Consider the following 22,997-nt stretch of genomic DNA (forward strand, 5'->3'; position numbering starts at 1 on the left):
ATGCCTGCTGAAAATGAAAAGCTCGCCGCCTGGCTGTCGCTCGTCGGCATCGGCGAGGATGGTGTAGCGGGTCTCGGCGACGAGGCCAAGCGCCGCATCGGCGAGGCGGAAATCGTCTTCGGCGGCAAACGCCACCTCGATCTCGCCGCGCCGCTCATCAAGGGCGAGGCACGCCCCTGGCCCACGCCTTTCGATGCCGCGATGACGGATGTTTTGGCGCACAACGGTCGCAAGGTCTGCGTCGTCGCCTCCGGCGATCCGTTCCTGCACGGCGTCGGCGCGACGCTTGCCCGCAAGGTCCCGGCGGCCGAGATGCATGTCATCCCCGCTCCTTCCGCTTTCTCGCTGGCAGCGGCGCGGCTTGGCTGGCCCTTGCAGGACATCGAGACGATCTCGCTGCATGGCCGCGACCATGATCTCATCCGCCCGCTGCTGCATCCCGGCACGCGCATCCTCGCCCTGACCTCCGACGCCGCCGCCCCGGCGGCCATTGCGTCCCTGTTGGCCGGTCTCGGGTTCGGTGCTTCCCGACTGACGCTTCTCGAAGCGCTCGGCGGGCCGGGCGAAACCATCCGCGCCTGCCGCGCCGATCCCTTCGACCTGCAAAACATCAATCCGCTCAACGTTCTGGCGCTGGAGCTTGAATCGGACCGCGAAGCCCGCATCCTGCCGCTGACGCCGGGCCTCGTTGACGATCTGTTCGAGCATGATGGCCAGATCACCAAGCGCGAAATCCGCGCCGTTACGATTTCTTCGCTGGCGCCCCGGCGCGGCGACCTTTTGTGGGACATCGGCGCCGGCTCCGGCTCCATATCGATCGAATGGATGCTGGCGCACCCGTCCCTGCGCGCTGTCGCCATTGAAGCCGACCCTCAACGGGCCGCCCGCATCCGCCGCAATGCCGCCGCCTGTGGCGTCCCCGGACTGACGATTGTTGAGGGTAAGGCGCCTGAAGCCTTGCGCGACTTGCCAACGCCGGATGCGGTCTTCATCGGCGGCGGCGGCACGGACAGGGGCGTGATCGAGGCCGCCATCGCCACGCTGCGCCCCGGCGGCCGGCTGGTCGCCAATGCGGTGACGCTCGAAATGGAAAGCCTTTTGCTGGCCCGCCATGCCGAGTTCGGCGGCGATCTGGTGCGGCTGGCCGTGTCGCGGGCAGCACCCGTCGGCTCGATGAATGGCTGGCGTCCGGCCATGCCGGTGACGCAGTGGAGTTGGACCAGGCCGCTTGGGGAAAAGCCATGATGGTGGCGGGCATCGGCTGCAAGAAGGGCGTCGGCGAACGCGAGGTGATGGAAGCGCTCGCGTCGGCGCTTTCCGCGCATGGCCTTGGCCTGACGGCGCTCGACGCCATAGCCACAGCCGCAGCCAAGCGCGCCGAGCCGGCCATCGGCGAGGCGGCGCGCCGCCTCGGCCTCCCGCTCCATATCATTCAGGATGACGCCTTGCAGGCCGCCTCGGACGGGTGCCTCACCGCGTCCGGACATTCGCTGGCGATTTCCGGTCTGCCTTCACTGTCGGAAGCCGCAGCCCTCGCCTCCATCGGTGCGGGTGCGCGACTTCTGGGACCTCGCACCGTGCACGGCAACGTGACCTGCGCGCTGGCAACGTTGGATGGCGTCTTCCCTTCTCCCCTTGTGGGAGAAAATGGCTCGGCGCGCAGCGACAAGACGGATGAGGGGTCGTTCGCGGCGCAAATTACCCCTCATCCGACCTCGCCCTCGCCTGGCTCGAGGTCGGCCACCTTCTCCCACAAGGGGAGAAGGTATGGCGATAAATCGGAGCCCCGCCCATGACCGTTCATTTCATCGGCGCCGGGCCGGGCGCCGCCGACCTCATCACCCTGCGCGGTCGCGACCTGCTCGCCTCCTGCCCGGTCTGCCTCTATGCCGGCTCGATCGTTTCGCCGGAACTGCTGCGGCATTGCCAGCCCGGCACGCGCATCGTCGACACCGCGCCGTTGTCGCTGGATGAGATCGAAGCCGAATATGCCGCCGCTCATCAGGCCGGCCAGGATGTCGCCCGCCTGCATTCAGGCGATCTTTCGGTGTGGAGCGCGGTGGCCGAACAGGTCCGGCGGCTGGAGCGGCTGGGCATCCCCTACACGATGACACCCGGCGTGCCGGCCTTCGCGGCGGCCGCTTCGGCGCTTGGTCGCGAGTTGACCATCCCTGAAGTCGCGCAAAGCCTCGTGCTGACGCGCGTTTCCGGCCGCGCCTCGAAAATGCCGCCGGGCGAGACGCTCGCCGCCTTCGGGCGCACCGGCGCCACCCTCGCCATCCATCTCGCCATCCACACCATCGACCGCGTCGTCGCCGAACTCACTCCGCTCTACGGCCCGGATTGCCCGGTCGCAATCGTCTTTCGCGCCTCCTGGCCGGACGAACGCGTTCTGCGCGCCACGCTTTCCACCATCGAAGAAAAGCTCGCCGCCGATCCGATGGAACGCACCGCCATCATCTTTGTCGGCCAATCGCTGGCAGCGGCGGATTTCACCGAAAGCTCCCTCTACGACGCTTATTACCAGCGCCGCTTTCGCGGTCGGGAGGGCTTGTGAGCAACGCCAGCAAAGAGCCGGAAAGCGCACTCGTTCGCGCATTTGCGCGGCTGAAACTCGAACCGAGAAAGCTCCAGGCCGGTCATGTCTGGCTGGTTGGCGCCGGGCCGGGCGATCCCGGCCTGCTGACAATCGAGGCGCTCAGCGCACTCGATCAGGCCGACGCGCTTGTGCACGACGCGCTGGTGTCGCCGGAAATCGTCGCCGTCGCCGAGCAGGCGGAAAAATTCTATGTCGGCAAGCGCGGCGGCAGGCTTTCCATCCCGCAGGGCGAGATCAACGCCTTGCTGGTGCGGCTGGCGCGGGAGAACCGCAAGGTCGTGCGGCTGAAAGGCGGACATCCCTATGTTTTCGGGCGGGGCGGCGAGGAAACGCTTGCCCTCGCACAGAACGGCATCCCCCACCGGGTGCTGCCCGGCGTCACCTCGGCCTTCGGCGGGCTGACCTCCGCCGGCATTCCGGCAACCATGCGCGGCGTTAACGGCGCGATCATCCTGGCCACCGGCTTCGCCGCCGTCTCCGACGACCGCCCGGACTGGACGGCGCTTGCCCGCACGGGCCAGCCCATCGTCATCTATATGGGCCTGACCCATATGCAGGCGACCGTCGCCGACCTGCTCGCCGGCGGCCTGCCGGAAACGACGCCGGCGGCTATGGTCGAAAACGCCACCCTGCCGCAGGAACGCACCGTGGTGGCGACGCTGGGCACACTGGTCGAGGCCGCGCAACGAGAAGCGGTCGTGTCCCCCGCCCTGATCGTCGTCGGCGGCATCGTCGCCATGCGCGACAGGCTGCGGGGCGGCGCATGAGCGCCCGCGGCATCATCGTCGGCGCGCCGCGTTCCGGCTCCGGCAAGACCAGCGTCACCATCGGCCTGCTGCGCGCGCTGGCCCGACGCGGCATCCGCGTGCGCGGCGCGAAGTCAGGGCCGGACTATATCGATCCGGGCTTCCACGCCGCCGCCACCGGCCTGCCCGGCGTCAATCTCGACAGCTGGGCGATGCCGCCGGCGCTGCTCAATGCACTGGCTGCCAGGACGGCCGAAGACGCGGATTTCGTCGTTCTCGAAAGCGCCATGGGCCTGTTCGACGGCATTCCGGGGGCGCCGGGGCGCAGCGGCGCCGCCGCCGATCTCGCGCGCCTTTACGGCCTGCCGACGCTGCTGGTGCTCGACGTTTCCGGTCAATCCACCACCGCCGCCGCCGTGGCCAAGGGTTTTGCCACCTACGATCCGCAGGTCCGTATTGCCGGCGTCGTGCTGAACCGTGTGGGCAGCGACCGTCATCGCCGCCTCTGCGCCGACGCCATCGAGGCGCTCGGCTTGCCGGTCGTCGGCGCGATCATGCGGGATCCGACGCTGACGATGCCGGAACGGCATCTCGGTTTGGTCCAGGCCAGCGAGCACGCCGGCCTCACCGCCTTCATCGATAAGATGGCGGACATGGTCGAGGCCTCGCTGGACCTGGATGCAATCATGAAACTGGCCGCGCCGCTTGCACCGCAGTCCGGAGACTTCGGTTCGGCCCTGCCGCCACCGGGCCAGCGCATCGCGCTCGCGGAAGACGCCGCCTTCACCTTCCTCTATCCGCACGTCGCAACCCATTGGCGGGACGCCGGCGCGGAGATCGTGCCGTTCTCGCCGCTGGCAAATGAAGGTCCGCGCGCCGACTGCGACGTCTGCTGGCTACCCGGCGGCTATCCGGAACTGCACGCCGGACACTTGTCCGCCGCGAACCATTTCCGTGCCGGAGTGCTGCGCTTCGCCTCGACCAAGCCGATTCATGGCGAGTGCGGCGGCTTCATGGTCCTCGGCGAATCCCTTGAGGATGCCGGGGGCGAAACGCACGCGATGCTCGGCCTGCTCGGCCATTCCACCAGTTTCGCCAAGCGCAAGATGAACCTCGGCTACCGTCAGGCGCAACTGAGGGCCGAGTGCGCCCTCGGCCGGGCGGGCGCGACCATACGCGGCCACGAATTCCACTATGCCCGAATGACGGAAACAGGCAATGACGAGCCGCTGGCCGATCTTGCCGACGGCCAAGGCAACCCGCTGGGCGCGTCAGGCTTCAGGCGCGGCCAAGTCAGCGGCACATTCTTCCACGCCATTGCGAGGGGTGAGTGATGATACTTTCCCTCAGCGTTCCTTCGCGACCTAAAGTGCCGTCGCCTCAGATGGCGAGCGGCCGCAAATGAGTATATTCCTGAAATCGTTCGCCCCGCGCGACATCCTGCTATGCCTCGTCTTCTTCACCCGGCTGCCGCTGCCGAGCCTCGATTTCCGCGGTCGCACGCTGGCGCAGGCCATATGGGCCGCGCCGATTACCGGCATTGCCATCGGCCTGATCGCCGCTCTGGTTTACGCCATCGCAAAGGCACTTGGCCTCGCCGCCGGCCCCGCAGCGGCGCTGGCCCTCGCTACCGACATGCTGGTCACCGGCTGCCTGCACGAAGACGGCCTGTCCGACGTGGCGGATGGCTTCGGCGGCGGCAGGACGCGCGAACGCAAGCTCGAAATCATGCGCGACAGCCGCATCGGCGCTTATGGAGCCTGCGCACTGGCCCTGTCGCTGCTGCTGCGCTGGACGGCGCTGGCCGAAATCGGCAGCGCCTGGTTTGCCGTTCTTGCGCTTGTCGGCGCGCATGGTGCATCGCGCGGCCTGCTCGGAGCCTTCATGCACAGACTGCCGCCGGCGCGAGAGGACGGCTTGTCTGCGAACGCTGGCATGGTCGGGCGGGAGACCGCCATGATTGGCCTGGCGATTGGCGTCGTCCTGCTCCTGCCGCTCGGCCTTGCCGGCGCGATCATCGCTGCAATCGTCCTCGCCCTCGTCTTCTTCGGCTTCCGCGCGCTGTGCCAACGCCAGATAGGCGGCCAGACCGGCGATGCGATCGGCGCCCTGCAGCAAGCCGCGGAGATATCCATCCTTCTTGTTGCTTCCGTGTGCCTGGCCTGATTCAATCCCGGAGTATTCGTCCCTATGCCCTTCAAGTCGCTCGATGAATTGCGTTCCGCCTGCCTCGATCTGCCGAACGGCGACCAATCGGCGGCTGATGCCGCCCTGCGCCGTCAGGACGTGCTGACCAAGCCGCAGGGCAGCCTCGGTCGGCTGGAATCCATCGCCGCATGGCTGGCGCGCTGGCAGGGCCGCGAAATGCCAAAGCTAAACAAGGTCAAGGTCTTCGTCTTTGCCGGCAATCACGGCGTCACCGCGCAGGGCGTCTCGGCCTATCCTGCCGAAGTGACCGTCCAGATGGTGGCGAATTTTTCCAGCGGCGGCGCCGCCATCAACCAGCTTGCGCGCATCGCCGGAGCGGAACTTGAGGTGATCCCCCTCGGCCTCGACACGCCGACCGGCGATTTCACCCGCACCGCCGCCATGGACGACGAGGCCTTCCTGGCCGCCGTATCGGCCGGCTACGACGCGGTCGATGCCGATCTCGATCTCGCCTGCTTCGGCGAAATGGGTATCGGCAACACGACGCCGGCAGCGGCGATCTCCGCTGCCCTGTTCGGCGGCGGCGGCCTCAAATGGGTGGGGCGCGGCACCGGCGTCGACGATGCCGGCCTCGACCGCAAGGTCACAGCCATTGAGGCAGGCCTCACGCTTCACGCCGCAAGCCTGACCGATCCTTTGAAGGTGGCGGCCGCGCTTGGCGGACGGGAGCTGGCCGCTATCCTTGGAGCGACCCTTGCGGCGCGGCACCGCAATGTGCCGGTCCTGCTTGACGGCTTCGTCTGCACAGCGGCGGCAGCGCCACTGGCGCGGCTGCACCCGAACGGCCTCGCCCATACGCTCGCGGCTCATGTTTCCGCCGAGGCCGGCCACCGCAGCCTTCTGGAAGCGCTCGGCCTGCCGCCGCTTCTCGACCTCGGCATGCGGCTGGGGGAAGGCTCCGGCGCGTGCCTGGCGGTGAACGTCGTCCGGTCGGCGCTGGAATGCCATGCGCGCATGGCCAGTTTCGCCGAGGCCGGCGTGTCCGAGAAATAGCACACTCGAAACCATGGCTCGGGCGCGCCGGTGCTAGCGCAGCGGCGGCACCGGCATCGGGTTCGGCTGCGGCGCGGGCGGCGGCTGCGGATCGGGGTCCGGATCGGGAAACGGATCCGGCATCGGCCGCGGGGCATTGTCGTGGTTCATGACGCTTCTCCTCAAGATGGGAGAACGCTTGCTTTCGCCCTGACGTTCCGGTGGAGCCGGCAGGAAATTGTTCCCAACGATCCAGGTCGGAAAAATCGGCGACAGGCTGAAGGGAGTCCTGAGAAAATATTTCTCCCGAGCACTGCGTTTCAGAACATTACGGCTTGTTCTCTGCCTAAATTTCGAGCATTTCGGACATACAATGCGACTTTTTTGATCGTCGCGAAACCACGGTTCAAAGTCTCGCAAGCATGGCCCTTCGTCTGTTCGTTCCGATTCTCGCCGGCGCCACCTTGCGGGAACGGCTTTTTGCATGCCTTGGCGCGGTGATCGGCATCGCCTTTACGGGCGCCGTCTGCAGCCTGATCATGAAGGGCAGCTATCACACGCCGCTGATCGTCGCCCCGATGGGCGCTTCGGCCGTGCTGCTGTTTGCGGTGCCGGCCAGCCCGCTGGCGCAACCCTGGTCGATCATCGGCGGCAATACCATTTCGGCCTTTGTCGGCGTCGTCGTGGCCTATTTCGTCCGCGATCCTGTGCTCGCATCCGGCCTTGCCGTCGGCATCGCCATCGGAGCGATGTCCTTTACCCGCAGCCTGCACCCGCCCGGCGGCGCGGCGGCCCTGACAGCCGCCCTTGCCACACCCGCCGTCATCGATGCCGGCTTCCTGTTTCCGTTCGTCCCCGTGGCCATCAACTCCGTTCTACTGGTCGGGGTGGGCCTTGTCTTCCACAAGCTTGGCAAACGCAATTATCCGCATGTCGTCCAGACCGTAGCCAGCACGCATGGGACCGCCGATCGTCCGGCGCAACTGCGCGTCGGCTTCCAGCCGGAAGACATCGATACCGCGCTGGCGGCGATCGACGAGACCTTCGACATCGACCGCAAGGACCTTGACCGGCTGGTGCGCCAGGTCGAGCTTCAGGCGCTGGTGCGCTCCAGCGCCGCCCTGCTGTGCGAAGACATCGTCTCCCGCGACGTCATCCAGGTTGAGGAGAACGCACGTGTGGTCGATGCGAGAGATATGCTCATCGACCATAATATCCGCACCCTCCCGGTCGTCACCGGCGACGGACGGCTGCGGGGGATCGTCGGCCTGCGGGAGCTAGCAGATGCCGGCGGCACCGTCGGCGCGCATATGTCGCCGGCCGCGACCGCCTCCATGTCCACGCCTGCCCTCGCCCTGCTGCCGAAGCTGACGGACGGGCGAACGCACGCCGTCGTGGTGGTCGACGAAGAGGCCCATGTTCTCGGGATCATCACCCAGACGGACCTCCTGGCGGCGACCGCGCGGCTGCAGATCGGCGAAGCCGTCGCCGCCTGATTGGACCGCGCGCCCGTCGCTCAGGCTATGTATTGCCTGTTGAGAAGCCAGACGAACATCCCGCCGACAATATAGGCGATCAACCCGTAGGCAGCCGGCGGGATCGCCATTTCGGGATTGTTGAGCATGTATTCGCTCATCGCCAGCGCGATAACGAGCGCTGCATTGTGAATGCCGATCGACATCGACAGCGCAACCGCCTGTGGCCGCGCTATTCTCAGCAGTTTCGGCACGAAATATCCGACAGTGACGCTTATCAGATTGTAGGCAAGCACGAAGAGCCCGATCGCCGGCGCCCAGACGGCCAGCAGATTCCATTGGCTGATCAGCGCGAATAGAACCACCATTCCCAGGAAAAGCGTGGCCAAAAGCTTTACCGGGCGGTCGAGACGTTTCGCCAGTGCGGGATAACGCCGGCTGATGAGAGCCCCGATAAGGGCGGGAATGATGGCGATGGCGAAGATTTGCGCCACCTGATGTATCTGCAGCCTGACGGCCCCGCCTTCCCCGTAGAAGACCAGCAGGGACAGATTGACGATGATCGGCAGGCTGACCATCGCCACCAGCGTGCCGACCGCGGTGAGCGTGATGCTTACAGCGACATCGCCCCTCGCGAGATGTGTGTAAAGGGCCGCCGATGTTCCCCCGGGGCTTGCCGCGAGCAGCATCATCCCGACGGAGATGGCCGGCGGCAAATGCGAGAAGTACACCAGGCAAAAGCAGATTGCCGGCAGGACGAACACCTGACAGCACAGGCCGACGATCACCTGCCAAGGTCTCGACAGAACACGCGCGAAATCCTCGAGCTTGAGCGATAGGCCTAGCCCCAGCATGATGATGCACAGTGCGGCGGGCAGGCCGACGCTCAAAGCGAGACTTGAATGCATGCGCCACCCATTTGACCGGGTTGCATCTTGCCAAACATATGTCTCTGAAGTCTTACCGGATGAATTCGACATCCACCCGGATGCGATTTGTCGGAAATGAACAGCGCGGGGCTGGACATGCACAGATGAGGCGGCTATATGCCCGCCGACGCTGGCTTTGCCAGTTGGTTGGGTGCGTAGCTCAGTTGGTAGAGCAGCTGACTCTTAATCAGCGGGTCACAGGTTCGATCCCTGTCGCACCCACCAATCTTTCGTTAAATATCCCAGATAAATCATTTGTTTTATTTACCTCTTCCGGTCGATAGTGGGGGCCGGCGCGAACTTCCGCCGCAATTGCACGGCTATTCGCAGCAAGAGGCTTTGACAGAGGACGGACCAATGACACTGACCAGGACCACCGCTGTCGCGGCGGCTATCGCCATTTCGTTTCTCGCCGGCTGTGCCCAGACGGAGCAGCAACAGCGCGCCACCGGTGGCGCCGCCCTCGGTGCCGTTGGCGGCGCTCTGGTTGGCCAAGCCATAGGACGCAATACGGAGAGCACGCTCATCGGCGCAGGCGCAGGCGCGCTTCTCGGCGCCGTGGTAGCCACTTCCTCCGGGCCGCAGCCGCGCGGCGAGGAAATGTGCCGCTATCGCGCCCGCGACGGACGCATCTTCGTCGCTCCCTGCGACGAGCGCTACTACAGCCGTCGAAACGACTACCGAGACGATTACCGGGACGACTACAGGCGTCGCTACTGATCCCGAGAGCCCGGCCGGGTCATGCGGCGATCAGGCGAATAGTATCCCTTCCGCTACCTTGATCGCATGGCCGCCGATGCGGCCGGCTTTAAGCCGGCCGTCTTCAACCTCCAGTTCCAGCCCAAGGCGCGAAGGCCGCCCCATTTCCAGGCCCTGCTCGATCCAGAACCGCGACAGCCCGTCCCCCGGCTGATCGAAACGCATGATCGCTCCCGCGAAGGCGGCTGCCGCCGAGCCGGTTGCGGGGTCCTCGTAGGACGGAGTTCCGGGCACCAGCATGCGGGCATGGAAGGCGCTGTCATGGTGGACCGTCTCGCGGCAGTAGACATAGGCGCTGGCGACCGCGGTATCGCTTTTGCGCGGCGCCAGTTCCAACCAGGCCTGATTGTCGAGCCGTATTCGGGATGCGGCGTCGAGCCCGGCGACCGGAATGGTCACGTAAGGCACGCCGGCCGAGAAAAGCGAGACGCGGTGATTTTCGAAGCCGATCTCGTGCGGGCCGAGCCCGAGCGCCGCGCCGACAGCTTCGGCGCTGGCGTCGAGCTTCAACGCTTCCGGCAGCTTCGGCAGGTCGAACTCGGCATAGCTTACCGCGCCGTCGGTTTTGACGGCGCAGCGTACCGGGCCGATATTCTCCTCCAGCACCAGGATGCTGTCGCCAGCGTCGGCCAGTTCCGTCAGCGCCACGGCGGAACCGACCGTCGGGTGTCCGGCGAAAGGCATTTCGTAGTCGGGCGTGAAGATGCGGATGCGCGCCCGATGGTGCGGGTTTTCCGGCGGCAGCACGAACACCGATTCGGACAGGTTGAATTCGCGCGCAATGCGCTGCATCGCCTGTGTGTCCAGGCCCGCGCAATCCAGCACGATAGCCAGCGGATTACCGGCCAGTGCTTCCTCGGTAAAGACGTCGTAGATCAGGTATTTGCGGCCGTTCATTGATCGATTCCATTGCGCCGTCGCCAACATGAGCGAAATTTAATTTGAAATTCGGGCCGTTAGGGCTGATTTGTGAATGGTAGGGATAACTTGCCACCATAGGGGCGTGCCGTGGACCAGTCTGTCAATCGGCCAGAGGCGCAAGAGGATTCCGCCATCGAGACAGCTCTTGGGCTTGACCGGGAAGGTGCTGGCAAGAGCCGGCGCAAGGGCTGGCTCTATGTGCTTGCCGCGATGGCGCTGATCGCAGCCGCCGTCGTCGCCTACCAGTGGTATGCAGCCGCCCCGGCCAAGGTCGAATACACCACCACGCCCGCCGCCGTTGGCGACCTCACGGTCGAAGTCTCCGCCACCGGCACGCTGCAGCCGCTGACGCAGGTCGACATTTCGAGCGAGCTTTCGGGCGTCGTCCGTTCCGTCGCCGTCAACGAGAACCAGCAGGTCAAGCAGGGCGAGGTGCTGGCAGCCCTCGATACCTCAAAGCTCGAAGCCCAGAACGAGCGCGCCAAAGCCTCCGCCAAGGCGGCCCAGGCCAAGGTCGAGGACGCGCGCGTCACGCTCAAGGAAAACGAGCAGGCGCTGGCGCGCAGCACCCAGTTGGCGAAGCGCGGCATGACCGCCGATCAGGCGCTCGAAACGGCCACCGCGACGCGCGACCGCGCCAGGGCGGCGCTCGATAGCGCCGAAGCGAACCTCGCCATCGCCAACGCCGATTTGAAGCTGCAGCAGGCCGACCTCGCCAAAAGCACCATCTATGCGCCCATCGACGGCATTGTGCTGACCCGCTCCGTCGATCCCGGCCAGACCGTCGCCTCCTCGCTGCAGGCGCCGGTGCTGTTCGTCATCGCCGCCGACCTGCGCAAGATGGAGCTGAAAGCGGCGATCGACGAGGCGGACATCGGCGCGGTCAAGCCTGGCCAGAACGCCCGCTTCACCGTCGATGCCTTTCCGGAACGCCCCTTCGATGCTGCGATCCGCGACATCTCCTTTGCTTCCGTCACCACCGACGGCGTCGTCACCTATGACGCGCGGCTCGATGTCGACAATGGCGAACTGCTGCTGCGCCCCGGCATGACCGCCACCGTTTCGGTCGTCACCCAGCAGGCAAAAGCCGCGCTGACCGTGCCATCCGCTGCCGTCCGCTACCGTCCCACCGAAACCAGGGAGCGCAGCTTCAGCCTGCTCAGCATGTTCACCGGCAGGCCCGGCGGCCGTTTCGGCGGCGGCCGCAACCGCACGCAGCCGCCGGCGGACGGAACCCGCACCCTCTATGTGCTCAAGAACGGCGCGCCGCAGCCGGTCAGCGTCAAGCTCGGCGCCACCGACGGCGACATGACGCAGGTGCTCTCCGGCCTTTCCGAGGGCGATCTGGTCATCACCGCCCAGCAGCAGCGCGGCTGACCATGGCCGCGCCCCTCATAAGCTTCGACCGGGTGTGGAAGACGTATGGCGAAGGCGAAGCCCGGGTTCACGCGCTCGCCGGCGTCGACCTTGCCATCCCGCGCGGCGAATTCGTCGCCATCATGGGGCCGTCCGGCTCCGGCAAGTCCACCTCGATGAACATCATCGGCTGCCTCGATACGCCCACCGCCGGCACCTATTCCTTCATGGGGGTCGATGCCGGTCGGCTCGACCGCAACCGGCGGGCGCAATTGCGCAATCTCTATGTCGGCTTCGTCTTCCAGGGCTACAATCTGCTGCCGCGCACCACCGCGGCGGAGAATGTCGAGCTGCCGCTGATCTATCGCGGCGCACCCGCCGCCGAGCGCCAGCGCCTCGCCATGCAGGCGCTGGCCGAGGTCGGGCTGCAGGGGCGTGAACATCACACGCCGGCCGAGCTCTCCGGGGGCCAGCAGCAGCGCGTGGCGATCGCTCGCGCCATCGTCACCCGACCCACCCTGGTGGTGGCCGACGAACCCACCGGCAACCTCGACACCGCCCGCAGCCACGAGATCATGGAGTTGCTGACGCGTCTGAATCAGGAACTGGGGCTGACCATCGTCATGGTCACCCATGAAGCCGACATCGCCGCCTACGCCCAGCGCACCATCCGCTTCCTCGACGGCCATGTGGCGTCGGATTCGAAGACGCTGGAGGCGGCGTGATGATCTGGGAAACCGTCCGCCTCGCGCTCCGCTCCGTCCGCCGCAACGCGCTGCGTTCCTTCCTGACGCTGCTCGGCATCGTCATCGGCGTCGCCGCCGTCATCGCCATGCTGACCATCGGCTCCGGCACCACCGCCAAGGTGAAGGAAGACATCTCCAAGCTCGGCTCCAACCTGCTCGTCGTGCGCGCCGGAAGGCCGGCGGGGCGCGGCCCCGACCAGGTGGTCAGGCCGCTGGAACAGAAGGACCTGACCGCGCTGACCGAACATCTGACCGGCGCGCGCGCCATCTCGCCTGCCGCGCAGAAGCAGGTCCGCGTCATCTACGGCACCGAAAGCATCACCGCCGGCGTCACCGGCACCGACAGCGCCTTCCTGATCGCCCGCGACTGGACGCTCGCCTCCGGCCGCGCCTTCTCGGATTCGGAGGTGCGCAGCGGCACCGGCGTCTGCCTGATCGGCGAGACGGTACGCCAGCAGTTCTTCGGCGCCGGCGATCCCGAAGGCGAGATCATCCGCGTCAACCGCAGCTCCTGCAAGGTCATCGGCCTGCTCGCGCCGAAGGGCTATACCGGCTTCGGCCAGGACCAGGACAATGTCGTCATGATGCCGCTCGCCGCCTTCCAGCGGCGTGTCGCCGGCAATCGTGACATCGACAACATCTACGTCGCCGCCGACGACGCCACGCCGACTTCGGAACTCCTGACCCGCGTCGAAGACATATTGCGCGACGCCCGCAAGACCCCGGTCGACCGCGAAAGCGACTTCGACATCCGCGACATGACGCAGATCGCCGACACGATGGCCAGCGCCACCACCACCATGACCGGCATGCTCGGCGCGGTCGCCGGCGTCTCGCTGCTGGTCGGCGGCATCGGCATCATGAACATCATGCTGGTGTCGGTCACCGAGCGAACGCGCGAGATCGGCATCCGCCTGGCCATCGGCGCACATGAAAAGCACATCCTGATCCAGTTCCTCGTCGAGGCGACGGTGCTGTCGCTGCTCGGCGGCATCATCGGCATCGCCCTCGGCCTGTCGCTTGCCGGCATTGCCTCGCTGACACTCTCGATACCGTTCGCGCCGAGCCTGGCGGTCGTCATGCTCGCCGTCGGCTTTTCCGCACTGATCGGCATGGTGTTCGGGTTCTTCCCGGCCCTGCGGGGCGCACGCCTCGACCCGATCGACGCATTGCGGCACGAATGAAAGACGGCGGGAATTCGAACTTTAACGCAGCGGCTGGTGCGAAAAGTGCCACTCGATCAGCGGCCGCATATGCGGGGCGAGATCGTCCGGCAGGTCCTCGGCGCTCTGGATCACCACCGGCCCGGCGATTTCCGGCTCCGCCTGCGTGGCGACATAGTCATTGATCCTGTTGATGATGGCGTTCGCCGTCAGCGGCATGGTGTAACGGCGGATGATCACCGTTCCGGCCTGCGTCGACAGGATATAATAGCGTCGTCCGACCTTCGCGTCGGCCAGATCGAGCCCGGTTTCCTCCCGCACCTCGCGGTGCATGTTGAAGTCGACATCGACCTTGCCGTCACGGAAATCCTCGAGCTCGAATGAGCCGGCGGCGAAATAGATGCGGCCTGGATTGGCCGTATGCGTTCCCATGCGGATCGCCACCAGGGCGTTGTCGCTGGAGATCAGCATGGCATGCGCGAAGACATGGCCGGTTCCCGGCGTCTCCCGATTCCTGCGCCAGTACAGGAAGGTGGAATACTTCACGATATGGCAGCGGCCCGTCAGCGTTCCGTCGCGGTAGGACAGTTCGGAAAGCAGTGCCACCCGTCCGTCGAAAAGATGCGGATTGATGGTGATCTCGTGGCCCCAGTTGTCCTCGATTGCCCGACTGTTGCCGATTTCGAAGGGATGCGGCGCGGAATCGAGCCGTACATCGACGATATCGACCGGAAGGATGGTGCCGCGGGGCAGATCGATGCTCATGCTACCTCAAGCCAGATCGAGTGTGACGGCGACCGGGCAGTGGTCGGAAGCCTTGGGCCGATCCCAGCCGACACGCGGGAAACGTTCGACTTCCTGACCGGCGGGAAAGGGTGTGCGGAAGGGCTGCCCGTTGCGGATGATGTCGGGCACGGCGTTGGCGTTGCGCGCGGCGAGCCCTTTCGACAGCAGGATATAGTCGAGCTGGCACAGATGCCGCTCCTGCGGGCCGCGCGTATGAAAAAGCGTCCAGCGGTCCAGTTCCGGACGCCGCTCCACCAGATTCTCGCAGAAGCCGCCCGCCGTCAGCACGTTGAGGCAGGACTGCGCATCGTCCACCACGTCGAACTGGTAGCCCGAAAAGCTGTCGCCGCCGATGACGACGCGCTGGCGGTAGTCGTTCATATCGCCGCAGATCGCCCAGCTTTTGTCGGCGGCATGGTCCTTGCCGAACCGTTCCTCGATAATCCGCCGCACCGCCTGCGCCTCGGCGATGCGAACAGGCATCGAGGCCTGCCGCCCGTCCAGCCCGTTGCGCGGCGGCCCCATCGATTTGAAATGCACGAGATAGAGCGTCAGCGGCTTGCCGCCGACTTTCAAATCGATCTCGAGGCAATCGCGGCGGAATATCCTCTCATTGGGTTCGTTGCCGAGCGCCGCCAGCTCCGGCGTGTGCAGCCCGAACTGCTCATAGGTCACATAGGCGTGGCTGGTCATGCGCACGAATTCGATCGGCTCGCCATGTTCCGTCTCGGTGCGCATCATCACCGCCACGTCGATGCCGCGCGAATCATTGCCCGACGTCGTGTATTTCTGCCGGTAGCCCTGCCCCACCATCTTGAACAGATAGCCATATTCGAACGCCTTCAGCGCCTCGATATTGTCGACCTCCTGCAGGCAGATGATGTCGGCTCGTGTCGCCGCGATGGCGAGCGCCGAAAGCTGGCGCGTGTCGTCCGACTGCGCGATTGTGCGCGCCTGCTCCAGCAACCGGTATTCCGCCTCGTTCTGGATGTCGAACAAAGCGAGCGTCCGGTCCTCGTTGAGCTGATTGCGATAGCCTGAAAAATCGAACCTGTTCATCAGGTTCTCGACATTGAAGGTGGCGAGGCGAAGCGACATGGGCACGAGCTTTGCCCGCAAGCGGCGCGGAAGACAAGGGGCCGGTCTTTGGAACCGCTTCCAGGTTCGCTTCCATCGCCGGCGCCGCAACTTATCCGTTCATCGTCCGTTCATTCGCCAGGATGCATTTTCCGTGTCACCAGGGTGCGGCGCGGGGCTGGCAATGCTGGGAGTAGTGTCATGACGTCTCTTTTAGTCTCATCACTGAGGTCGGGCCTGATCGCGCTCGGTCTGGTCGCAGGATTTGCAGCGCCTTCCTTCGCCGGTCCGGCCAATCTGGCCGTTTCGCCGGCCGAGCGGCTGGCAGGCGGTCCGGCGAGCCAGATAATCCCCATCCAGGATGCCTGCGGCACCAGACGCTGCCTGCAGCCGCAGGGCAATTATCGTGGCGATGGCGGCCGCCGTCATTTCAACCGCCGGCACGATGGCGGTCCGGCTTTCGGCGGCCACAGCAATTACCGGCGCCATTGGAACGGCAACAATGACGGCAGATGGCGCCGTCACTATCGCCACCATCGTCCCCGCTATTATGACGGTTCCGGCGTCTATCTGGGCCTTGGCTTCGGCGTGCCGGCCTATCGCTATGTCCAGCCGCGCCGCGTCTATCGTGGCGGTTCAAGCGCGCATGTGCGGTGGTGCTACAACCGCTACCGCTCGTACCGCGCCTGGGACAACACGTTCCAGCCTTACAACGGCCCGCGCCAGCAGTGCTGGTCACCCTATAGCTGAGCCGAGGCTGCGCAGACGTGAAAAAGCCGGCGGGTTGCCCCGCCGGCTTTTTGATTCACGCCTGATCGTCGTTCAGGGGCCGGAAGTTCGAAGGTAATTCGCCCTGCCCTTCTCCCCTTGTGGGAGAAGGTGGCCGAGCCAAGCGAAGCGAAGGAGGTCGGATGAGAGGTAATCCAGCCTGCTTTGCGGCGCGCCTGGCAACACCCCTCATCCGTCTCGGCCTCACCTCGACACCTTCTCCCACAAGGGGAGAAGGTAAGACAGAGGGGTCCTAATTCTTCGTCTTGTCGACCAGCTGGTTCTTGGCGATCCACGGCATCATGGCGCGGAGCTTCGAACCAACCTCTTCGATCTGGTGGTTGTCGTTGTTGCGGCGGATGCCCTTGAAGCGCGACATGCCGGCGCGATATTCCTGCATCCACTCGGAGGTGAACTTGCCGGTCTGGATGTCTTTCAGCACCCGCTTCATCTCGGCCTTGGTGTCGGCGGTGATGATGCGCGGACCCGAGACGTATTCGCCCCACTCGGCGGTGTTCGAGATCGAGTAGTTCATGTTGGCGATGCCGCCTTCATAGATCAGGTCGACGATCAGCTTCACTTCGTGCAGGCACTCGAAATAGGCCATTTCCGGCGCATAGCCGGCCTCGACCAGCGTCTCGAAACCGGCGCGGATCAGCTCGACCAGACCGCCGCAGAGCACCACCTGCTCGCCGAACAGGTCGGTCTCGCATTCCTCGCGGAAGTTGGTCTCGATGATGCCCGAACGGCCGCCGCCGACGCCGCAGGCGTAGGAAAGCGCCAGGTCGAGCGCATTACCCGATGCGTCGTGGTTGACGGCGACCAGGCACGGCACGCCGCCGCCCTTCTGGTATTCGCCGCGAACGGTATGGCCGGGGCCTTTCGGCGCGATCATCACGACGTCGATCGTGTCCTTCGGCTCGATCAGGCCGAAATGCACGTTGAGGCCGTGTGCGAAGGCGATGGCCGCGCCGTCGCGGATGTTGGGGGCGATCTCGTTCTTGTAGATGTCGGCCTGCAGTTCGTCCGGCGTCGCCATCATCATCAGGTCGGCCCACTTGGCCGCCTCGGCGACGGTCTTGACCTCGAAGCCGTCGGCTTCGGCCTTCTTGATCGTCGGCGAACCGGCCTTGAGGCCGATCACGACGTTCTTGGCGCCGGAATCCTTCAGGTTCAGCGCGTGCGCGCGGCCCTGCGAACCGTAGCCGATGACAGCCACTTTCTTGCCCTTGATGAGATTGAGATCGGCATCGCGATCGTAATAGACACGCATGTGGTTTCCTTCCTTGTTGCGTTGGTTTGATGTCTGGGTGCGCCCTTCGAGGCTCGCTTCGCTCACACCTCAGGATGAGGGAGATTGGCGCAAACCTCCCTCATCCTGAGGTGCGAAGTCTGAAGGATGAGCCTCGAAGGACGCACCGAAAAGAGCGAGAAACTGCTGCGTCGCCTGCGCGGCATCCCGCGTGATATCCGCAGCAGTCAATTTCAGCCTGTCGCCGAGCAGCAGACGGATCTGCACATCGCGGCCGACAAGCCCGAAAAAGGTCCGGAACGCCGTTTCGGTGTCGTCGAAGGCCAGGAGGCCGGCGTCCCGCGCCGCCTCCAGAAGCGGTTTCAGCCGTTCGCCGATGGCGAAGCGGCCATTGGCGAGCACAATGGCGCCGAGGTCGTCCTTGGCCGACGCCGCGTGCGAAACCGCCACCCGGTTGAGCGCGACCGAGGTCGGGCTGGAGATGACCCTGAGCCAGGTTGCAGCAAAACTGTCCAGGCTTTCGCGCAATGTGGCCGCGTCCAGCTTGTGACGGTCGTAATTGCCGGCGCGCACCTTGGACGCCTGCCACTGGACGGTGGCTGTCAGCAGGCCGTCACGGTCGCCGAACCATTTGTAGAGCGTTTCCTTGGAACAGTTCGCGCGGCGGGCGACGGCGCTCATCGTCAGCGCGTCCCCCTCCTCGACCAGCAGGCGCAGAACGGCGTCAAGCACGTCCTGCTGGCGCGCCGTCAGCGCCTCGCCTGTTTCAATCTCCGTGCCCAACTGCCAAAACCTTGCGACTGATCGGCCAGCCTCTTTGCGCCGTACCGTACGTTACGGTTCGGCATCTAGCGCATTCGATAAAGGAGGTCAATTGGTATAAATTCCCAGGAGGTTTTGTATCGTGGCCGCGGGGCCGCGCGGTAAGTACGGGGGAACGCTGCGATGAAATCCGTATGATGGCGGACCGCCGGCCGGCTAAGCCGCGACAAGGCAAAAGCCGGGGACGCCCCGGCTTTTGCTCCATACTTGTCCCGATACCTGCTGTGGACATCCACGCCAGTCAGGGCTCAGGCCTGAGGTCCACTATTTGACGACGATTGCGACTGTGCCCGACTGATAGCGCTTTACTTCGGTTCCGCTGGCGATCCCTGTGCCGTTCACCGCGCGGGTCGGAACGCGTTTCTTGCAATCTTTGCTGACGCGGCTGGACAACCCGCCGTCCGAATATCGCACCACCGCCGATTTCGGGATCCGGCCCTGGATCGCGGCAAAGCTCGGCGCCGGAGCATTGCAACCGTCACCGCGATAAGCGGTGATGTGCCTGGTCTCCCCGACGCGAAGCTCGACGCTCTTGTCGGCGCTCCCTACGGACACGCACCCACCCAGCAGCAGTCCAGCAACTACAACCAGCTTCCTCATAGGAACCCCCTTGAATCAATCGGCAACCAACCCGACGGACCATCCGCGAGCGCAACGCCGAGATACGTGCAACCGAGCGGAGAAATGGGTTCGCAGATCAAATGAAAACTTGAGCAATTCTCGGAAACTCCAGAAAAATGCGTTTCATGAAGATTGCTATCCTTATGAATTATATCGTAATTTTCCGTGACGAGAACCGGGGGCCTCGTTTTGAAGGAAGATGACTGGGACGACTTTCAGACCTGGAGCCAGTTGTTCGACGTCCTGTGCAAGCGGGACGGTCACTACGACAACGCATCGCTGGCGAGCGAATATTGCAACCATGTCGGCAAAAACGGTCGCGACAACTTCGACGCCATCCAGAAGAACTTGAGAAGCTGGCGGCTTGGTCGCCATCTGCCCTTGCGCCGCAACATGATGGTTCTGGCGAAACTGCTCGACGTCGAGCGGGACCCCTGCCTCAACAACCGGTGGATGCACCTCTATGCCGTGGCCCGGGGTGAACCCGCCATGGAGCCAGCGATGCAGCAGGAAGACGCAGGGCGACAGCCTGTCGCGGCCGCTGAACCGGCGAAGCGCCGGCGGCCGATTTGGCATTGGCTGGCAATCGGTGCCCTCGCCACCGGCACTGGTTTCACGTTCGATTTTGCGGTCGACCGCTGGGCTTTCAAGAAATTGCCGATGATCGGCTATGACGCGCGCGTGAGAATGGTGGTCGGTGAATCGCGGCTCATCCATGGCGATCGTGGCGACTGCGACGGCAGGCCCCCGGACTGGTACTATACCCTGCCGCGGGTGCCGGTCAGCGCGCTTGGCACGTTTTCGGATGGCGGCCTCGCCCGGAAAATGAGCAATTTCTGCAACCGTGTCGTTGAAGTGCGCGCCGTCCGCTTCACCGCGACCGACGCCGGCATGGAGGAGATAAGGCTGCTCGACGATTTCATGAAAATCGAGGTCACGGGCGCCGGCCATCCCAGGCAGGAGTAGCGCCTTCAGGACAGCAAGGAGGGAGCCATATGGAAGAAGCCGATTGGAGACAGTTCAGCCAGTGGCATCTGCTTTTCGACGAGCTGTGCAATCGGGCCGGCTTCTATGACGATGCGACGCTTGCTGGAGCTTACTGCACGCTCACTCAAAGCAAGGGGCAAAAGCAATTTGAAACGACGGTCCGCAACCTGAACAATTGGCGTTCGGGCCGTCATGTCCCCCGTGCGGGCAATTTGCGCATCCTGTGCAGGTTGCTGGATATCGCCGGCAATCCTGAACTTCAGGTCCAATGGAACGAACTCTACAAGCGCGCCAAGGACCTTGAAGTCGTTCGGCCGGCGGCATTCGGATCGCCTTTGCCCGTCGTGTCCCGATTTCCCGCCTCCGGCTATGTTGACTTACCCGCCACGACCTCGGCAACCCTTATCCCGACTGCCTATTACGGCTTCGGTGCAAGACCGAAGCGCTGGTCGCATCTGCAGGCGCTTTTGGGCGGGCTCGTTCTCCTGTGCATCGGTGTGGCGGCAGGCGCAGTCCTCGGCGCTTCGGGCTGGCGTCCTTGGGCCGGACCGGCGGACAACGCACCGATCATCGCCTTCAATCCAAAGATTGACATGAAGGTCGGTGAATCGCGGCCCATTTACGCGGAACGCAGCGATTGCGGAAAACTTCCGCGCGATTGGGCCGAGGTTCGGGCCGAACTGCCCTTTGCACGGACCGGCGAATTTTCGGACGGCGGACTGGCCCGCCGTTTCTCGAAATTCTGCAAAGGCTTGACCCCTGCACGCGCCATTGTCTTCACCGCTACCAAAGCCGGCATCGAGGAATTCGAAATCCAGGGCGATTTCTTCAAAATGACTGTAACGCCGCCCTAATACCCGGCGCTATTGGCCACAGAGGTTTGGCTCTAAATCGCCACCTGCGTGCCGATTTCCACCACGCGCCCGGTTGGGATCTGGAAATACTCCGTCGCGTCGGCGGCGCTGCGGGCCAGTCCGATGAACAGCTTGTCCTGCCACACCGGCATTCCGGAATTCGGCGACGATTTCAGCGAACGGCGCGACAGGAAGAACGACGTCGTCATGATGTCGAACTTCCAGCCCTGCTTGCGGCAGATCGCCAGGGCGCGCGGGATGTTGGGCTGTTCCATGTAGCCGAAGGTCAGGCTGACGCGCATGAACAGGTCGTTGATGGGTTCCATCTTGACGCGTTCACTATCGGGCACCACCGGCTGCGGCGCCGTCACGACGGACAGGATGACGTTCTGCTCATGCAGCACCTTGTAGTGCTTGAGGCTGTGCATCAGCGCCGTCGGCGCGCTTAGCGGATCGCTGGTCAGGAACACCGCCGTGCCCGAAACGAGCTGCGGCTTCTTTTTCAGCAGGTTGGCCGCGAGAAAATCGAGCGGCACCTCGTTGCGGCGCGTCTTGTCGAAGAGATAGCGGCTGCCCTTGATCCAGGTGACCATGATCAGTCCCATGACGCAGGCGACGCCGATGGAAACCCAGCCGCCCTCGAGGAATTTGACGATGTTGGCCGAGAAGAAGCCGATGTCGATGACGCCGAACAGGATCGCCAGCGCCAGCGCGCCGGCAAGCTGCCACTTCCACATGAAGCGCATGACGATGAACAGCAAAATGGTGGTCATCAGCATCTCGCCGGTAACCGAAATGCCGTAGGCGGACGCCAGCGAACTCGAATCGCCGAACCCGACGACCAGCAGCATCACCATGATCGCAATGAGCAGGTTGACGCGCGGCAGGTAGATCTGGCCGGACTGCATTTCAGAGGTGTGGCGCACTTCGAAGCGCGGCAGAAGATTTAGCTGGACGGCCTGCCGCGTCAGTGAAAACGCTCCCGAGATGACCGCCTGGCTGGCGATGACGGTCGCCGCCGTCGCCAGGGCGACCATCGGCACCAGCGCCCAGTCCGGCAGCATCTCGAAGAACGGGCTTTGCGGCATGATCACCTGCGTCAGCACGAAGGCGCCCTGACCGAAGTAGTTCAGCAGAAGGCACGGAAAGACGATGGCGAACCAGGCCATCACGATCGGCCGGCGGCCGAAGTGGCCGAGATCGACGTAAAGCGCCTCGGCGCCGGTAACGGCCAGGAAAACCGCCCCTACGGTCAGGAAGGCGACGTCCGACCGTTCCACCAGATAGGCGATGGCGTAGTAGGGATTGACGGCATAGAGCACGGTCGGATCGTCGGCGATGTGAATCAGCCCGGCCACGCCGAGCGCCAGGAACCACAGCGCCGTGATGGGTCCAAAGACGATCGCAACCCGGCCCGTGCCGAAACGCTGGACGGCGAACAGGCAGGCGAGGATCACCAGTGTGATCGGCACCACATAAGGATCGAACGCCGGCGTGACGACGCCGAGGCCCTCAACGGCGGAGAGCACCGAGATTGCAGGCGTGATGACCGCGTCGCCGAAGAACAGCGATGCCCCGCACAGGCCGATGCCCAGGACCAGCTTCGATCCGGCCGGATAGGCGCTGCGCGCCAGCGCCATCAGCGAAAGCGTTCCGCCCTCGCCCTTGTTGTCGGCGCGAAGCACGAACGCCACGTATTTGATGGTGACGATGATGGTGAGCGCCCAGACGATGAGCGACAGCACGCCGAGCACGTCGCTGCGCGATACGGCGCCCTCCGCCGTATGCAGCGCTTCGCGAAACGCATAGATCGGGCTGGTGCCGATGTCGCCGTAAACGACACCCAGAGCGCCCAGCATCAGCACGCGCGTGCTTTGTTGCTTGACCTCGGAATGGCTCGGCTGTTCGGCGGCTTCCGCCTCCCCAGCGCCATTGGCAAGGACCATCAGGTACACT

The 22,997-nt window shown here is 64.6% G+C and carries 23 protein-coding genes and 1 tRNA gene; 16 read left to right on the top strand and 8 right to left on the bottom strand.

What is annotated here, in order from left to right:
- The 8 genes from ASD44_RS07515 (at position 1) to ASD44_RS07550 (ending at position 8,021) form a co-directional block, all read left to right on the top strand.
- A complete protein-coding gene (locus ASD44_RS07515) occupies positions 1-1,245 on the top strand; it encodes a bifunctional cobalt-precorrin-7 (C(5))-methyltransferase/cobalt-precorrin-6B (C(15))-methyltransferase (protein ID WP_056110322.1) in 1,245 nt (414 codons plus the stop codon).
- Positions 1,242-1,796, top strand: coding sequence for a cobalamin biosynthesis protein (locus ASD44_RS07520; protein WP_082542405.1), 555 nt, complete (start codon positions 1,242-1,244; stop codon positions 1,794-1,796). Before ASD44_RS07515 ends, ASD44_RS07520 begins: the two co-directional genes overlap by 4 nt.
- On the top strand, positions 1,793-2,557 hold the full coding sequence (cobM, locus tag ASD44_RS07525; RefSeq protein ID WP_056110324.1) for a precorrin-4 C(11)-methyltransferase: 765 nt from the start codon (positions 1,793-1,795) through the stop codon (positions 2,555-2,557). Before ASD44_RS07520 ends, cobM begins: the two co-directional genes overlap by 4 nt.
- Entirely contained in the window at positions 2,554-3,366 is an 813-nt protein-coding gene (gene cobA / locus ASD44_RS07530; RefSeq protein ID WP_056110326.1) for a uroporphyrinogen-III C-methyltransferase, read from the top strand. The genes cobM and cobA overlap by 4 nt, the downstream gene beginning before the upstream one ends.
- Complete coding sequence (locus ASD44_RS07535; protein WP_056110328.1) at positions 3,363-4,679, top strand: cobyrinate a,c-diamide synthase; 1,317 nt, start codon at positions 3,363-3,365, stop codon at positions 4,677-4,679. Before cobA ends, ASD44_RS07535 begins: the two co-directional genes overlap by 4 nt.
- A gap of 67 nt (positions 4,680-4,746) precedes the next feature.
- Positions 4,747-5,511, top strand: a complete 765-nt coding sequence (gene cobS / locus ASD44_RS07540; protein WP_056110330.1) for an adenosylcobinamide-GDP ribazoletransferase — start codon at positions 4,747-4,749, stop codon at positions 5,509-5,511.
- Positions 5,512-5,535: 24 nt separating this feature from the next.
- Positions 5,536-6,546, top strand: coding sequence for a nicotinate-nucleotide--dimethylbenzimidazole phosphoribosyltransferase (gene cobT, locus ASD44_RS07545; protein WP_056110332.1), 1,011 nt, complete (start codon positions 5,536-5,538; stop codon positions 6,544-6,546).
- Between the two features lie 401 nt (positions 6,547-6,947).
- A complete protein-coding gene (locus ASD44_RS07550; protein ID WP_056110334.1) occupies positions 6,948-8,021 on the top strand; it encodes an HPP family protein in 1,074 nt (357 codons plus the stop codon).
- A gap of 20 nt (positions 8,022-8,041) precedes the next feature.
- On the opposite strand, the gene ASD44_RS07555 is transcribed toward ASD44_RS07550, so the two are convergent.
- Positions 8,042-8,908 (bottom strand): bile acid:sodium symporter family protein, encoded by an 867-nt coding sequence (locus ASD44_RS07555; RefSeq protein ID WP_056110336.1) that lies wholly within the window; start codon positions 8,906-8,908, stop codon positions 8,042-8,044.
- Between the two features lie 170 nt (positions 8,909-9,078).
- Between ASD44_RS07555 and ASD44_RS07560 the strand changes: the two genes are divergently transcribed.
- Positions 9,079-9,154 (top strand) — tRNA-Lys (locus tag ASD44_RS07560).
- Between the two features lie 132 nt (positions 9,155-9,286).
- The gene (locus tag ASD44_RS07565) at positions 9,287-9,649 is read left to right on the top strand and encodes a YMGG-like glycine zipper-containing protein (RefSeq protein ID WP_156459806.1); all 363 of its coding nucleotides are present in this window, start codon (positions 9,287-9,289) and stop codon (positions 9,647-9,649) included.
- Positions 9,650-9,679: 30 nt separating this feature from the next.
- Here ASD44_RS07565 and ASD44_RS07570 read toward each other — a convergent pair whose 3' ends face one another.
- On the bottom strand, positions 9,680-10,585 hold the full coding sequence (locus ASD44_RS07570) for a PhzF family phenazine biosynthesis protein (RefSeq protein ID WP_056110338.1): 906 nt from the start codon (positions 10,583-10,585) through the stop codon (positions 9,680-9,682).
- A 111-nt stretch (positions 10,586-10,696) separates the two neighbouring features.
- On the opposite strand from ASD44_RS07570, the gene ASD44_RS07575 reads away from it, so the two are divergent.
- Genes ASD44_RS07575 through ASD44_RS07585 form a run of 3 tightly spaced genes read left to right on the top strand, consistent with a single transcriptional unit; the run spans position 10,697 to position 13,895 of the window.
- Positions 10,697-11,986, top strand: a complete 1,290-nt coding sequence (locus tag ASD44_RS07575; protein WP_056110340.1) for an efflux RND transporter periplasmic adaptor subunit — start codon at positions 10,697-10,699, stop codon at positions 11,984-11,986.
- Positions 11,987-11,988: 2 nt separating this feature from the next.
- Entirely contained in the window at positions 11,989-12,690 is a 702-nt protein-coding gene (locus tag ASD44_RS07580) for an ABC transporter ATP-binding protein (protein ID WP_056110342.1), read from the top strand.
- The gene (locus tag ASD44_RS07585; RefSeq protein ID WP_056110344.1) at positions 12,690-13,895 is read left to right on the top strand and encodes an ABC transporter permease; all 1,206 of its coding nucleotides are present in this window, start codon (positions 12,690-12,692) and stop codon (positions 13,893-13,895) included. The genes ASD44_RS07580 and ASD44_RS07585 overlap by 1 nt, the downstream gene beginning before the upstream one ends.
- A 21-nt stretch (positions 13,896-13,916) precedes the next feature.
- On the opposite strand, the gene ASD44_RS07590 is transcribed toward ASD44_RS07585, so the two are convergent.
- Positions 13,917-14,639: an NUDIX hydrolase gene (locus ASD44_RS07590; RefSeq protein ID WP_056110346.1), complete on the bottom strand. Its 723-nt coding sequence runs from the start codon at positions 14,637-14,639 to the stop codon at positions 13,917-13,919.
- 6 nt (positions 14,640-14,645) lie between these two features.
- Positions 14,646-15,758, bottom strand: coding sequence for an endonuclease/exonuclease/phosphatase family protein (locus tag ASD44_RS07595; protein WP_056110348.1), 1,113 nt, complete (start codon positions 15,756-15,758; stop codon positions 14,646-14,648).
- Positions 15,759-15,938: 180 nt separating this feature from the next.
- Here ASD44_RS07595 and ASD44_RS07600 point away from each other — a divergent pair, with 180 nt between their 5' ends.
- Positions 15,939-16,487 (top strand): BA14K family protein, encoded by a 549-nt coding sequence (locus tag ASD44_RS07600; RefSeq protein ID WP_056110350.1) that lies wholly within the window; start codon positions 15,939-15,941, stop codon positions 16,485-16,487.
- A gap of 271 nt (positions 16,488-16,758) precedes the next feature.
- On the opposite strand, the gene ilvC is transcribed toward ASD44_RS07600, so the two are convergent.
- The 3 genes from ilvC to ASD44_RS07615 all read right to left on the bottom strand — a co-directional run bounded on the left by ilvC (position 16,759) and on the right by ASD44_RS07615 (position 19,179).
- The gene (gene ilvC / locus ASD44_RS07605) at positions 16,759-17,844 is read right to left on the bottom strand and encodes a ketol-acid reductoisomerase (protein ID WP_274533093.1); all 1,086 of its coding nucleotides are present in this window, start codon (positions 17,842-17,844) and stop codon (positions 16,759-16,761) included.
- Positions 17,845-17,847: 3 nt separating this feature from the next.
- Positions 17,848-18,540: a TetR/AcrR family transcriptional regulator gene (locus ASD44_RS07610; RefSeq protein ID WP_056110352.1), complete on the bottom strand. Its 693-nt coding sequence runs from the start codon at positions 18,538-18,540 to the stop codon at positions 17,848-17,850.
- A 303-nt stretch (positions 18,541-18,843) separates the two neighbouring features.
- Positions 18,844-19,179, bottom strand: a complete 336-nt coding sequence (locus tag ASD44_RS07615; RefSeq protein ID WP_056110354.1) for a hypothetical protein — start codon at positions 19,177-19,179, stop codon at positions 18,844-18,846.
- Between the two features lie 186 nt (positions 19,180-19,365).
- Between ASD44_RS07615 and ASD44_RS07620 the strand changes: the two genes are divergently transcribed.
- Both ASD44_RS07620 and ASD44_RS07625 read left to right on the top strand, forming a co-directional pair.
- A complete protein-coding gene (locus ASD44_RS07620) occupies positions 19,366-20,166 on the top strand; it encodes a hypothetical protein (RefSeq protein ID WP_162246734.1) in 801 nt (266 codons plus the stop codon).
- A gap of 29 nt (positions 20,167-20,195) precedes the next feature.
- Positions 20,196-21,041 (top strand): hypothetical protein, encoded by an 846-nt coding sequence (locus ASD44_RS07625; RefSeq protein ID WP_056110359.1) that lies wholly within the window; start codon positions 20,196-20,198, stop codon positions 21,039-21,041.
- 32 nt (positions 21,042-21,073) lie between these two features.
- On the opposite strand, the gene ASD44_RS07630 is transcribed toward ASD44_RS07625, so the two are convergent.
- A complete protein-coding gene (locus ASD44_RS07630) occupies positions 21,074-22,987 on the bottom strand; it encodes a potassium transporter Kup (RefSeq protein ID WP_056115648.1) in 1,914 nt (637 codons plus the stop codon).
- Positions 22,988-22,997: the final 10 nt, after the last annotated feature.

Source organism: Mesorhizobium sp. Root554 (assembly GCF_001427025.1).
Taxonomy (GTDB): Bacteria; Pseudomonadota; Alphaproteobacteria; order Rhizobiales; family Rhizobiaceae; genus Mesorhizobium.

Bases quoted from the DNA above. Each gene is read 5' to 3' on its own strand.
- ASD44_RS07515 (WP_056110322.1), top strand. From the start codon at position 1: ATGCCTGCTGAAAATGAAAAGCTCGCCGCCTGGCTGTCGCTCGTCGGC.
- ASD44_RS07520 (WP_082542405.1), top strand. From the start codon at position 1,242: ATGATGGTGGCGGGCATCGGCTGCAAGAAGGGCGTCGGCGAACGCGAG.
- cobM (WP_056110324.1), top strand. From the start codon at position 1,793: ATGACCGTTCATTTCATCGGCGCCGGGCCGGGCGCCGCCGACCTCATC.
- ASD44_RS07535 (WP_056110328.1), top strand. From the start codon at position 3,363: ATGAGCGCCCGCGGCATCATCGTCGGCGCGCCGCGTTCCGGCTCCGGC.
- cobS (WP_056110330.1), top strand. From the start codon at position 4,747: ATGAGTATATTCCTGAAATCGTTCGCCCCGCGCGACATCCTGCTATGC.
- cobT (WP_056110332.1), top strand. From the start codon at position 5,536: ATGCCCTTCAAGTCGCTCGATGAATTGCGTTCCGCCTGCCTCGATCTG.
- ASD44_RS07550 (WP_056110334.1), top strand. From the start codon at position 6,948: ATGGCCCTTCGTCTGTTCGTTCCGATTCTCGCCGGCGCCACCTTGCGG.
- ASD44_RS07555 (WP_056110336.1), bottom strand. From the start codon at position 8,908: ATGCATTCAAGTCTCGCTTTGAGCGTCGGCCTGCCCGCCGCACTGTGC.
- ASD44_RS07565 (WP_156459806.1), top strand. From the start codon at position 9,287: ATGACACTGACCAGGACCACCGCTGTCGCGGCGGCTATCGCCATTTCG.
- ASD44_RS07570 (WP_056110338.1), bottom strand. From the start codon at position 10,585: ATGAACGGCCGCAAATACCTGATCTACGACGTCTTTACCGAGGAAGCA.
- ASD44_RS07580 (WP_056110342.1), top strand. From the start codon at position 11,989: ATGGCCGCGCCCCTCATAAGCTTCGACCGGGTGTGGAAGACGTATGGC.
- ASD44_RS07585 (WP_056110344.1), top strand. From the start codon at position 12,690: ATGATCTGGGAAACCGTCCGCCTCGCGCTCCGCTCCGTCCGCCGCAAC.
- ASD44_RS07590 (WP_056110346.1), bottom strand. From the start codon at position 14,639: ATGAGCATCGATCTGCCCCGCGGCACCATCCTTCCGGTCGATATCGTC.
- ASD44_RS07595 (WP_056110348.1), bottom strand. From the start codon at position 15,758: ATGTCGCTTCGCCTCGCCACCTTCAATGTCGAGAACCTGATGAACAGG.
- ASD44_RS07600 (WP_056110350.1), top strand. From the start codon at position 15,939: ATGACGTCTCTTTTAGTCTCATCACTGAGGTCGGGCCTGATCGCGCTC.
- ASD44_RS07615 (WP_056110354.1), bottom strand. From the start codon at position 19,179: ATGAGGAAGCTGGTTGTAGTTGCTGGACTGCTGCTGGGTGGGTGCGTG.
- ASD44_RS07625 (WP_056110359.1), top strand. From the start codon at position 20,196: ATGGAAGAAGCCGATTGGAGACAGTTCAGCCAGTGGCATCTGCTTTTC.
- ASD44_RS07630 (WP_056115648.1), bottom strand. From the start codon at position 22,987: ATGGTCCTTGCCAATGGCGCTGGGGAGGCGGAAGCCGCCGAACAGCCG.